8 protein-coding genes are annotated in these 11,850 nt (G+C 72.0%); 3 read left to right on the top strand and 5 right to left on the bottom strand.

Features of this window, described 5'->3' with window-relative positions; genetic code table 11:
- Positions 1–140: 140 nt before the first annotated feature.
- From ACYBSK_RS14310 to ACYBSK_RS14300, 3 genes are all read left to right on the top strand, one after another.
- A complete protein-coding gene (locus tag ACYBSK_RS14310; RefSeq protein WP_460246321.1) occupies positions 141–2,147 on the top strand; it encodes a GTP-binding protein in 2,007 nt (668 codons plus the stop codon).
- Positions 2,148–2,526: 379 nt separating this feature from the next.
- Entirely contained in the window at positions 2,527–3,795 is a 1,269-nt protein-coding gene (locus tag ACYBSK_RS14305) for a hypothetical protein (RefSeq protein WP_460246320.1), read from the top strand.
- Positions 3,796–3,850: 55 nt separating this feature from the next.
- Complete coding sequence (locus ACYBSK_RS14300) at positions 3,851–4,582, top strand: dienelactone hydrolase family protein (RefSeq protein WP_460246319.1); 732 nt, start codon at positions 3,851–3,853, stop codon at positions 4,580–4,582.
- Between the two features lie 53 nt (positions 4,583–4,635).
- Here ACYBSK_RS14300 and ACYBSK_RS14295 read toward each other — a convergent pair whose 3' ends face one another.
- From ACYBSK_RS14295 to ACYBSK_RS14275, 5 genes are all read right to left on the bottom strand, one after another.
- Entirely contained in the window at positions 4,636–6,597 is a 1,962-nt protein-coding gene (locus tag ACYBSK_RS14295; protein ID WP_460246318.1) for a M13 family metallopeptidase, read from the bottom strand.
- Positions 6,598–6,720: 123 nt separating this feature from the next.
- Positions 6,721–8,940 carry an NADP-dependent isocitrate dehydrogenase gene (locus ACYBSK_RS14290; protein WP_460246317.1) on the bottom strand — a complete coding sequence of 740 codons (2,220 nt, stop codon included), beginning with the start codon at positions 8,938–8,940 and terminating at the stop codon, positions 6,721–6,723.
- A 72-nt stretch (positions 8,941–9,012) separates the two neighbouring features.
- The gene (locus ACYBSK_RS14285; RefSeq protein ID WP_460246316.1) at positions 9,013–9,711 is read right to left on the bottom strand and encodes a hypothetical protein; all 699 of its coding nucleotides are present in this window, start codon (positions 9,709–9,711) and stop codon (positions 9,013–9,015) included.
- A gap of 130 nt (positions 9,712–9,841) precedes the next feature.
- Positions 9,842–10,924, bottom strand: coding sequence for a PHP domain-containing protein (locus ACYBSK_RS14280; protein WP_460246315.1), 1,083 nt, complete (start codon positions 10,922–10,924; stop codon positions 9,842–9,844).
- 81 nt (positions 10,925–11,005) lie between these two features.
- The gene (locus ACYBSK_RS14275) at positions 11,006–11,815 is read right to left on the bottom strand and encodes an RraA family protein (RefSeq protein ID WP_460246314.1); all 810 of its coding nucleotides are present in this window, start codon (positions 11,813–11,815) and stop codon (positions 11,006–11,008) included.
- Positions 11,816–11,850 lie beyond the last annotated feature (35 nt).

The raw sequence follows: 11,850 nt of genomic DNA, 5'->3' as shown, positions 1-11,850 counted from the left end.
ACTGAGCTCCACGCGGCAGCCGGCCGCGCACACCCCCGAGCGTGAGGACCGATCCATGCGCACTGCAGTGCAGTTCCTTCCGAGGGCCACCGCGGATTCCGCCGCCGTGGCATCCCCTTCCCTCAAGGAAACGACTGCTTGTGGCATCGCTGAACCTTGGAATCCTCGCGCACGTCGACGCCGGTAAGACCAGCCTCACCGAGCGCCTCCTGCATGCGGCCGGGGTGACCGACGAACTCGGCCGCGTCGACGACGGGAGCACCCGCACCGACTCCCTCGACCTGGAGCGGCGGCGCGGCATCACCATCAAGTCGGCCGTGGTGTCGTTCCCGGTCGGCGACACGACCGTCAACCTCGTGGACACACCGGGCCACCCGGACTTCATCGCCGAGGTCGAGCGCGTCCTCGGGGTGCTCGACGGGGCGGTGCTCGTCGTCTCCGCCGTGGAGGGCGTGCAGGCACAGACCCGCGTCCTGATGCGGACGCAGCGCCGCCTGCGCATCCCCACGCTGGTGTTCGTCAACAAGGTCGACCGCGGCGGCGCCCGCGAGGCCCCGCTCCTCGCCGACCTGCGCGCCAAGCTCACGCCCGCCGTGGTGCCGATGAACACGGTGGCGCGCGGCCTCGGCGGCCGGACCGCGCACTGCGTGGCGTACGGCGCCGGGGACGCGGCCCACCGCGCCGACCTGGTCGACGTGCTGTCGGCCGGTGACGACGCGCTCCTGGAGGCGTACGTCAAGGACGAGGAGTCGGTGACGTACGGGCGGCTGCGCGACGCGCTCGCCGAGCGGACGGGACGGGCCGAGGCGCATCCGGTCTACTTCGGCTCGGCGATGACGGGCGCGGGCGTCGACGCCCTCGTGGACGGCATCACGGGCCTGCTGCCACCGGCCGAGGAACGGCCCCGACTCCCGCTGTCCGCGCGCGTGTTCAAGGTCGAGCGCGGGCCCGCCGGGGAGAAGATCGCCTACGCCCGTGTGTTCACCGGGACGCTGCGGGTGCGTGAGCGGCTCGCACTGCCCGGCGGCGGGGAGGACCGCGTGACGGGGGTGAGGGTCTTCGCGGACGGGGCCGACGCGCCGGTCGCGGAGGCGGGCCCCGGACAGGTGGCTCGGCTGTGGGGGCTCGGCGGCGTACGCGTCGGCGACGACCTCGGCGCACCTCATGTCCCGGTGAAGGAGCACCACTTCGCGCCTCCGACGCTGGAGACGGTGATCGACCCCGGGCGGCCGGAGCAGCGGGGCGCGCTGCTCGCCGCGCTCACCCTGCTCGCCGAGCAGGACCCGCTGATCGGTCTGCGCCAGGACGACGTCCGCCAGGAGGTCTTCCTGTCGCTCTACGGCGAGGTGCAGAAGGAGGTCGTGCAGGCCACGCTCGCCGATAAGTTCGGCCTCGACGCGACGTTCCGGGAGTCGACGCCGCTGTGCGTCGAGCGGCCGACCGGCTCCGGCTCGGCGGCCGAGGCCATGAAGGACGACGGCAACCCGTTCCTCGCGACCGTCGGCCTGCGGATCGATCCGGCGCCGGTCGGCGCGGGCGTCGCGTTCCGCCTCGGCATCGAACTCGGCTCGCTCCCGACGGCGTTCATCAAGGCCGTCGAGGAGACCGTGCACCGGACGCTGGGCCAGGGACTGCACGGCTGGCAGGTCACCGACTGCACGGTGACCCTGTTCCGCTCCGGGTACGCGCCGCGGCAGAGTCACGCGCACGCCGTCTTCGACAAGTCGATGTCGAGCACGGCGGGCGACTTCCGGGGGCTGACGCCCCTGGTCCTGATGAGCGCGCTCGCGCGCGCGGGCACCGCGGTCTGCGAGCCGATGCACCGCTTCCGCCTCGACATCCCGGCCGACCTGTACGGGGCGGTGCTGCCCGCGCTGACCCGGCTGCGGGCCGTGCCGACGGGACAACGCACCGACGGCGGGGCGTGGACCGCGGTCGACGGGGTGATCCCCGCGGCACGGGTGCGCGCCCTGGAGCGGCAGCTGCCCGCGCTCACCCGCGGCGAAGGCGTCCTGGAGGCCGCCTTCGACCACTACGCCCCGGTCCGCGAGGACGCGCCGCGCCGCGCCCGCACGGACCACGACCCGCTGCACCGCAAGGAGTACCTGCTGCGGGTGGTGCGCGGGGCGGGGGTCCGGCAGGTGTGAGGCCGGTCACCCCGGGGCCGGGGCGGGGGTCGGGTCGGTCCGGGGCATCCGGGCCGTTCGGCCCCGCGTGAGGGCCCGTTGGCCCCCGTACACGGCGGGGCTCCCCTGAGATGCTTCTGTCACGAGCCTCCCGTGTCCTCGCCCTCCCGCCGCGGAACACGGTCGAGGCCGAGGGCCGGGCCCGCTGTTCGCAGAAGGGGGAGCCGCGAATGGCGGGCCCGTCCATGTCACCCTCCCTGTCACCGCCCGCGGCCGGGCCCGTTCCGGCGTCCGCGCGAGTGCGCCGCGCCGTCAGGGCAACTCGCGCGCAAAACGCCCCAATCGGAGCGATAAAGTGGCTCGTCAACCCGCACGCGCCCGATCACTCAGGAGTGCCTACGTGTCCGTAGCCATCGCCTCGTCCGACGCAGCCGTCCCCTCCGGCGACGCCGCACCCGCGGAGACCGTGCCCGCGCCGTCCGTCGAAGCGGACGGCGCCGCCGCGACGCCCGCGCACGAGGAGACGGCCCAGCCCGAGGGTGAGTCCGGCCACTTCTGGACGCCGCCCACGGAGAACGTCGCCGCCGACGGGCCCACGGGCGAGGCCGCCGCCGCGGACGTGGCGGAGGTCGACGACGCGGCCGGCGCCGAGGACGACCCGGCCCCCGGCGACGTACCGGAGTCCATCACCCTCGACGCCCACGAGTTCGGCGTCTACGCCCGCACCGGCGGCTGGGCCTTCGCCCTGAAGGTGGCCCGCAGCGTCCGGCCCGGCGGGCAGCCCGCCGGGGAGTCGGCCAAGGTGTCGGCGCGCCGGTTCGCCCAGCTCGCGGGCTGCTCCCCCGACCGCGTCATGCGCTTCTACAAGGCGTGGGACCGGGCGGCGGACGACGGTCTGGTTCCCCAGTTCGAGGCCCTCGCGCCCGGCGCCGACGTCGAACTGCCGGACGCCGACGTCTGGTTGTCGTACTACGTCTCCCGCAACAGCGCGACCTCGGTGCGCGGCCAGGCGATCACCGAGGCCGCCGAGGCCGAGGGCATCCGCCCGACGAAGGCCCTGGAGGTCGCGGAGAACCCGACGGCGCTGCGGGCCGCGATCCTCGCCGACCCGGGCACCGCGGAGGCCGCCCGCAAGGCGCTGATGGACCGCCTCGACGAGGACCCGGTGCTGCGCACCGGCCTGGCGCGGGACATCGTGCGCGTGGACGACCTGAAGAAGGCCGTCGCCGAGGAGACCAAGACCGGCGGCCAGCTCGAGTACGTGCGCAGGATCGCGGAGGAGGGCCAGGTCAAGACCCCCGCGGGCCAGAAGATCGAGGCCTCGCCCGAGCTGCGCGAGGAGGCCGAGCGGCACCTGTCCCTCATCGACGAGCTGGATGAGGACGAGGAGGCGGGCGAGTGGGCCCGCGAGGCGTACGACACCGTGCGCACGCTTGTCGCCGAGACCGTCGACAAGGACCCCGAGCTGCGGGTCCAGGAGCGGCGCGCGAAGTTCTACAGCAGCCTTCAGAAGGCGACGAAGGCCTTCGAGGAGCTGACGTTCGACGACGTCGCCGCCGAGGAGATCGACGACATCGTCGAGGACGACATGCTCCAGCGACTGGAGGAGTTGCAGGCGGCGATCGCGACCTGCATCACGGCGCTCCAGTCGGCGCAGAAGAAGGCCTGACCCCGACGGGGCCCCACGACGCGACCGCGCCCGCGGCCGGTGGCATCGTGGGGCCATGTCACACACACCCCGGACCCCTCACACGCCCCGGTCCACGGGCCGCCCCGCGCACCAGAACGTGACGTTCGACAGCAACGGCACCCCGGCCCACGGCTACCTTGCCCTCCCGCCCTCCGGCCGCGGCCCCGGCGTCGTCGTCATCCAGGAGTGGTGGGGGCTGACCGACCACATCGCCGACGTGGCCGACCGCCTCGCGGCGGAGGGCTTCGTCGCGCTCGCGCCGGACCTGTACGGCGGCAACGTGGCGCACGACTCCGAGGAGGCGTTCCGCATGATGCGGGACCTCCCGGTGGAGCGCGGCGTACGGCTGCTGTCCGGCGCGGTCGACCACCTGCTGGCCCTGCCCGAGGTCACCTCTGAGACCGTCGGCGCGGTCGGCTTCTGCATGGGCGGCGGCTTCGTCCTGTACCTGGCCGCGCAGGACCGGCGGGTCGGCGCGGCGGTCCCGTTCTACGGCGTCATCCAGGGCGAGGTCCCGGACTTCTCCCGCCTGAACGCCCGGATCCTCGGCCATTTCGGCGACCGCGACGAGACGATCCCCCTGCCGACCCTCGACGGCCTGCGGGGGGCGATCGAGTCCCGCTCCGGCATCACCCCGGACTTCCGCCTCTACCCGGCCGACCACGCGTTCTTCAACGACGGACGGCCGGAGGTGTACGACGCGCGGTCCGCCGCGCAGGCGTGGTCCGCCACCGTCGAGTTCCTGCACGACACCTTGGGCGCCTAGGGCTCGGCTGGGGCCGGACGGTCGCGTCCGTCCGGCCCCACGCGTCGCTCACGTCACCAGATACGGACGCGCTCCGCCGGGTCGAGCCACAGACCGTCGCCGGCGGCGGTCGAGAACGCCTCGTGGAACTCGTCCAGGTTCCGCACGATGTTCGCGCGGAACTCCGGCGGCGAGTGCGGGTCGATGGTCAGGTACTGCTGCTCCTGCTCCTTGCGCCGCTTGGTGCGCCAGCAGTACGCCCAGTTCATGAACAGCCGCTGGGTGCCCGTGAGTTCGCCCTCGACCGGCACGGGCGCGTCACCGAGCGCGATCCGGTACGCGGTGTGGCCGATGGTGAGGCCGCCGAGGTCGCCGATGTTCTCGCCGACGGTCAGCGATCCGTTGACGAACTCCCCCGGGAGGTTCCGCGGCGAGAACCCGTCGTACTGCTTCACGAGCGCCTTGGACTTGGCCTCGAAGGCGGCCTTGTCGTCGGCGGTCCACCAGTCGTTCAGGTTGCCCTGGCCGTCGTACTGGGCGCCCTGGTCGTCGAAGCCGTGGCCGATCTCGTGGCCGATGACGGCGCCGATGCCGCCGTAGTTCTCGGCGGGGTCGGCGTCCGGCGAGAAGAACGGCTTCTGGAGGATGCCGGCCGGGAAGCAGATCTCGTTGGTGCCCGGGTTGTAGTACGCGTTCACGGTCTGCGGCAGCATGAACCACTCGTCGCGGTCGACCGGCGCGCCGATCTTCGCCATCTGCCGGTCGTGCTCGAAGGCGTCGGCCGCGTACGCGTTGGCGAGCAGGTCGTCGGGGACGACGGTCAGGCCGGAGTAGTCGCGGAACCGGTCCGGGTAGGCGATCTTCGGCCGGAACGTGGCGAGCTTCTCGTACGCCCGCTCCTTCGTCTCGTCCGTCATCCAGTCGAGACGGGAGATGGACTGCCGGTAGGCCTCCAGGAGGTTGGCGACGAGGTCGTCCATGAGTGCCTTGGAGCGCGGCGGGAAGTACCGGGCCACGTACTCCTTGCCGACGGCCTCGCCGATGGCGCCCTCGACGAAGGCGACACCGCGCTTCCAGCGGGCGCGCAGCTCCGGCGTGCCGTTGAGGGTGCGCCCGTAGAACTCGAAGTTGACGCGCACGAACGGCGAGGAGAGGTACGCGGCGGCGGAGCGCAGCACGCGCGCGAGCAGCCAGTCGCGCCACTGCTCGATGGGCACCTCGGTGAGGACCGTGGACAGGTGCGTCAGGTACGAGGGCTGGCGCACGCACGACTCGGCGAGCGTCTCGTCCTTGCCGCCGAGCCCGGTGACATAGCCCCGCCAGTCGAACGCCGGGGCGAGCGCGGTGAGTTCGTCGAGGGTGGTGAGGTTGTACGTCTTCTGCACGTCGCGCGTCTCGGCGCGCTCCCAGTGGCCCTCGGCGAGCCGGGTCTCCACGGCGAGGACGGTGCGCGCGGCGCCGGCCGGGTCGGTGTGCTCGCCGAGCGTGAACAGCTCGGTGAGGTACGCCTCGTACTTCTCGCGGATCTCGGCGAACTTCTCTTCGCGGTAGTACGACTCGTCGGGCAGCCCGAGGCCGCCCTGGACGAGGTTGAAGAGGTAGCGGTCGGAGTTCTTGTCGTCGGTGTCGATGTAGGCACCGAAGAGGCCGGAGCCGCCCTTGCGCTCGAAGCGGCCGAGGAAGCCGGCGAGCTGCGCCACGTCGCCGAGCGCGGCCACCTCCGCGATCAGCGGGCGGACCGGGTCGAGCCCGCGGGCCTCGACGGCCTCCTCGTCCATGAACGACGCGTACAGGTCGGCGATCTTGCGCGCCTCGTCCGCGTCCAGGCTCGTGGGCCCGCCGGCGGCGATCTCCTGAATGATGTCCTTGACCCGCTGCTCGGCCACGTCCACGAGCTCCACGAAGGGGCCCCAGCTGGAGCGGTCGTCGGGGATGGGCTCGGTCGCCAGCCACTGGCCGTTGACATGCCCGAAGAGGTCGTCCTGCGGTCGGATCGCCGGGTCCATGCCCTGCGTTGCGTCATCCAGAGTGCTCATCGCAGCACCCTACCCAGGTCAGGGCGTAGGAAGAGCGTCAAATACGGCGCCTTCAGCGCTGCGTGAACAGCGGTGCCCCGGTCGGCGCGGCGGCCGGCCGGGGCACTGCGGTCGTTGCGGGGATCAGGCGAGCGAGGCCAGCGCCTCGTTCAGGGTCTGCGACGGGCGCATGACCTTGTCGGCCTTGGCCGGGTCGGGCTGGTAGTAGCCGCCGATGTCGGCCGGGGAGCCCTGGACGGCGATCAGCTCGTCGACGATCTTCTGCTCGTTGGTGGCGAGCTTCTCGGCGAGCGGAGCGAAGGCCTTGGCCAGCTCGGCGTCCTCGGTCTGCTTGGCCAGCTCCTGGGCCCAGTACAGGGCGACGTAGAAGTGGCTGCCGCGGTTGTCGATGCCGCCGAGGCGGCGGGTCGGCGACTTGTCCTCGTTGAGGAAGGTGCCGGTGGCGCGGTCCAGGGTCTCGCCGAGGACCTTCGCGCGGGCGTTGTCCGTGGAGGTGGCGAGGTGCTCGAAGGAGACGGCCAGGGCCAGGAACTCACCGAGGGAGTCCCAGCGCAGGTAGTTCTCCTTGACGAGCTGCTGGACGTGCTTCGGGGCGGAGCCGCCGGCGCCCGTCTCGAAGAGGCCGCCGCCGTTCATCAGCGGGACGACCGACAGCATCTTGGCGCTGGTGCCCAGCTCCAGGATCGGGAAGAGGTCGGTCAGGTAGTCGCGCAGCACGTTGCCGGTGACCGAGATGGTGTTGAGGCCCTGGCGGATGCGCTCGACGGAGAGCTTCGTGGCGTCGACCGGGTTGAGGATCCGGATGTCGAGGCCCTCGGTGTCGAACTCCGGCAGGTACGCCTCGACCTTCTTGATCAGCTGGGCGTCGTGGGCACGGCCCTCGTCCAGCCAGAACACGGCCGGGTCGCCGGTGGCGCGGGCGCGCGTCACGGCGAGCTTGACCCAGTCCTTGATCGGGGCGTCCTTGGTCTGGCAGGCGCGGAAGATGTCGCCCTCGGAGACCTGCTGCTCCAGGACGACGTCGCCGGCCTGGTTGACCACGCGGACGGTGCCGGAGTTCTTGATCTCGAAGGTCTTGTCGTGGGAGCCGTACTCCTCGGCCTTCTGCGCCATGAGGCCGACGTTCGGGACGGTGCCCATGGTCGACGGGTCGAAGGCGCCGTTGGCGCGGCAGTCGTCGATGACGGCCTGGTAGACACCGGCGTACGAGGAGTCCGGGATCACCGCGAGGGTGTCCTGCTCCTGGTCGTCCTTGTTCCACATGTGGCCGGACGTGCGGATCATCGCCGGCATGGAGGCGTCGATGATGACGTCGGACGGCACGTGCAGGTTGGTGATGCCGCGGTGCGAGTCGACCATGGCGAGGTCCGGGCCGGAGGCCAGCTCGGCGTCGAAGGAGGCCTTGATCTCGGCGCCGTTGGACAGCGACTCCAGGCCCTTGTAGATGCCGCCCAGGCCGTCGTTCGGGGTGAGGCCCGCGGCGGCCAGGTCGGCGCCGAAGCGGGCGAAGGTCTCCGGGAAGAAGGCGCGCACGACGTGGCCGAAGATGATCGGGTCGGAGACCTTCATCATGGTGGCCTTCAGGTGCGCGGAGAACAGCACACCCTCTTCCTTGGCGCGGGCGATCTGCGCGGTGAGGAACTCGCGCAGCGGCGCGACGTGCAGCACGGAGGCGTCGACGACCTCGCCGGCGAGGACCGGTACGGACTCGCGCAGCACGGTGGTGGTGCCGTTGTCGGCAACGAGCTCGATCTTGAGCTTGTCGTCGGCCGGGAGGACGGTGGACTTCTCGGTCGAGCGGAAGTCGTTCTCGCCCATGGTCGCGACGTTCGTCTTGGACTCGGCGGTCCAGGCGCCCATGCGGTGCGGGTGGGCCTTGGCGTAGTTCTTCACCGAGGCGGGGGCGCGGCGGTCCGAGTTGCCCTCGCGCAGGACCGGGTTCACGGCGGAACCCTTGACCTTGTCGTAGCGGGCGCCGACCTCGCGCTCCTCGTCGGTCTTCGGCTCGTCCGGGTAGTCCGGCAGCGCGTATCCGTGCTCGCGCAGCTCTTCGATGGCGGCCTTGAGCTGCGAGACCGAGGCCGAGATGTTCGGCAGCTTGATGATGTTGGCCTGGGGCGTCTTGGCCAGCTCGCCGAGCTCGGCGAGGGCGTCCGGGACGCGCTGCTCCTCGGTCAGGTACTCCGGGAACTGGGCGAGGATGCGCCCGGCCAGGGAGATGTCACGGGTCTCGACGCCGACGCCGGCGGTGGACGCGTAAGCCTCGATGACCGGCAGGAAGGAATACGTCGCGAGGGCCGGGGCCTCGTCAGTGTGGGTGTAAATAATGGTCGAGTCAGTCACCGGGTGCTCCGCTTCCACGTCTTCCACGTCGTCTGCAGTCTTGTATCGGATTGCTCGACATCAAGATATCTCCTACCCGGCCCGGATTCGAAAGGGGTCCGCTCGCCAAGATCGCGACGGCGGATCAGCGCGGGACGCAGACCGTGAGCCACTCCGCCTCGCGGGGCCGGTATCCGTGGCGTGCGCGGCGTGGATCGCGTCGAGCGCGTCGAGCAGCCGCCGGTCGCGGCGGTCGGTCATGGCGTGCCCCACGGGGTTGTCGGCCTGTTCCTCCGCGCGCGCCGTCGTCGGCAGGTCGTCGAGTGCCAGGTCCTCGTCGAGGAAGGCGCGCGGCCCGCGCAGCGCGAGGACGAGGCCCATGACGGGGGCCGCCGCCAGGAGCAGCAGGTACGTCGGCCGGGGCAGCGTCTTCAGGTCCGCGATCGCCTCCGCGGCGGTCACGTCGGGGCGGACGACCGGCACGGAGGCGGGGAGCAGGGTGTCGTCGTTCTGTTCCTGGAGGCCGCCCCGGCCCACGCGCGGGGCGAAGCGGTAGGCGAGCGTGAGGGTGCTGACCACGCGTGACTTTCCGCGGATGCCTTCCGCGACGATGAGGTCGCAGTCCTGGAGGCGGCGTGTGACCTGGGCGTACAAGGTGGGTGCGGCGACGTGCAGCATCGGGAAGAGTACGAACTCCAGGGGGCTGCCTGTGCGGCGCAGCGTGATCACTGCGGACCGGGCCGCGAGCCCTGTCACCTCGATGATCTGCATGGTGTCCCCCGCTGCGTACACGAGGGCGACTGGCCGCTTGGTTCCACCGATCGAGCCCCTGCGGCGATTGAGCAGCGGGGTGCGGGGCGGAGCCCCGATCTTTTGGCCGCCGGGTGTTGCGCTCCCGGGGCGCTGCCCCGGACCCCGCTCCTCAATCGCCGGAGGGGCTTGATGGGCCGGAGCCGCTGGAGGGGCTTGAGGGGCCGGTGGGGCTTGAGGAGGCATCGGTCCACGCGAGCAGACGCTCCACCGGCCACGTGTTCACCACCCGCTCCGCAGGAACCCCGCACTGCTCCGCCCGCGCACACCCGAACACCTGCCAGTCCAGCTGCCCCGGCGCATGCGCGTCCGTGTCCACCGCGAACAGCGTCCCCGCCTCCACCGCCGTGCGCAGCAGACGCCGGGGCGGGTCGAGGCGTTCGGGGCGGCTGTTGATCTCGACTGCCGTGCCCGCTTCGGCGCACGCCGCGAACACCTCGTCGGCGTCGAACCGCGACTCGGGGCGGCCCTTGCCGGTGACGAGGCGGCCGGTGCAGTGGCCGAGGATGTCGGCGTGCGGGTTGCGGACGGCGGCGACCATGCGGCGGGTCATCGCGGCGGCGTCCATCCGCAGCTTGGAGTGGACGGAGACCACGACCACGTCGAGGCGGTCGAGCAGCTCGGGTTCCTGGTCGAGGGAGCCGTCGTCGAGGATGTCGCACTCGATCCCGGTCAGCAGCCGGAACGGCGCCCACGTCTCGTTGAGTTCCGCCACCACGTCCAACTGTTCCCGCAGCCGCTCCGGGGACAGGCCGCGTGCCACGGTCAGGCGCGGCGAGTGGTCGGTGAGCACCGCCCACGCGTGGCCGAGGTCGCGGGCGGCGCGGCCCATCTCCTCGATGGGGCTGCCGCCGTCGGACCAGTCGGAGTGCAGATGGCAGTCGCCGCGCAGCAGGGACCGCAGCGCGACGCCCGCGTCGCCCTCGACCGGCACGGTGCGGGCGAGCTCGTCCTCCAGGTGCGTGAGGTAGTCCGGGACCTGCCCGGCGGCCGCCTCCCGGACCACGGCGGCGGTCTTGGGGCCGATGCCCTTGAGCGACTCCAGGGAGCCGGCGTCGAGGCGCCGCGCCACCTCGGCGTCGCCCAGGTCGGCGATCACCTTCGCGGCGGTGCGGAACGCGCGCACCCGGTACGTGGGCGCGCCGTCCCGCTCCAGCAGGAACGCGATCCGCTCCAGCGCCCGTACGGGCTCCATCGCCACCTCCGGCCGGTCGCTCGCACCGTCGTTCCCAGCCTGCCGTACGCCGCCGGGAGCGGCACCCTCAGCCGGCTCCGCTCAGGTGGCGGGGCGGCTCGCGAGGTACTCGGCCAGGCCGTCCTCCGTGAGCGGGTAGTAGTCGGAGAGCCGGCCGCCCTCGTCGAGGCGGCGGCGCGCGAAGGCCTCCCGGTCCTGGTGCAGCAGCGAGTCCTCGGACAGCGGCACCGCGCTGTGCTGCGGGACGACGACGGGCCCGTCCTCATCGGCCACGATCAGGTCGCCGGGGGTGACCAGGGTGCCGCCCACGGCCACCGGCACGTTGAACGCGGCGGGGAACAGCTCCGTCTGCGAGGCGTAGTGCGGGGTGACACCGGTGCACCAGATGGGGACGCCGAGCGCCCGCACCCGCGCCGCGTCGCGGACCCGGCCGTCCACCACGATCCCGGCCCCGCCGCGCAGCTTGAAGTAGCGCACCAGCATGTCGCCGAGGCAGCCGGTGAAGTGGCTGCCGTGGGCGGAGATCACCAGGACGTCGCCGGGCTCGATGGATTCGAGGACGCCCCACAGCGCGGTCTTGCGCTCGATGTCCTCCTGCTCGGCGCCGTTGAAGACGTCCTCGCGCTGCGGCAGGAACTGAAGGGTGACGGCGCCGCCGGTGACCTTCACCTCCGGTTCGCGGTGCAGGGGCACCGGGCCGTCGATGAAGGTGCGGGTGATCCCCATCTGATGCAGCTTCGCGCAGGCCGTCGCCGCGCTCACGTCCTTGAGGGCGTCCACCATCCGCGCGGTCGGCCGGACGTAGCTCGCGGTGTGGACCGGCGCCCGCATCGACTCGTACGGACGGGCCTCCCCCGTCGTCGGCGTCCTCTGATTTCCAGTCGGGTGCATGCACTTGCCTCTCCGCGCGCTCGCCGCACGCAACG

This window comes from Streptomyces sp. BYX5S (assembly GCF_054724165.1).
This window is presented reverse-complemented; position numbering and strand designations above follow the sequence as displayed.

Bases quoted from the DNA above. Each gene is read 5' to 3' on its own strand.
- ACYBSK_RS14300 (WP_460246319.1), top strand. From the start codon at position 3,851: ATGTCACACACACCCCGGACCCCTCACACGCCCCGGTCCACGGGCCGC.
- ACYBSK_RS14275 (WP_460246314.1), bottom strand. From the start codon at position 11,815: ATGCACCCGACTGGAAATCAGAGGACGCCGACGACGGGGGAGGCCCGT.
- ACYBSK_RS14295 (WP_460246318.1), bottom strand. From the start codon at position 6,597: ATGAGCACTCTGGATGACGCAACGCAGGGCATGGACCCGGCGATCCGA.
- ACYBSK_RS14280 (WP_460246315.1), bottom strand. From the start codon at position 10,924: ATGGAGCCCGTACGGGCGCTGGAGCGGATCGCGTTCCTGCTGGAGCGG.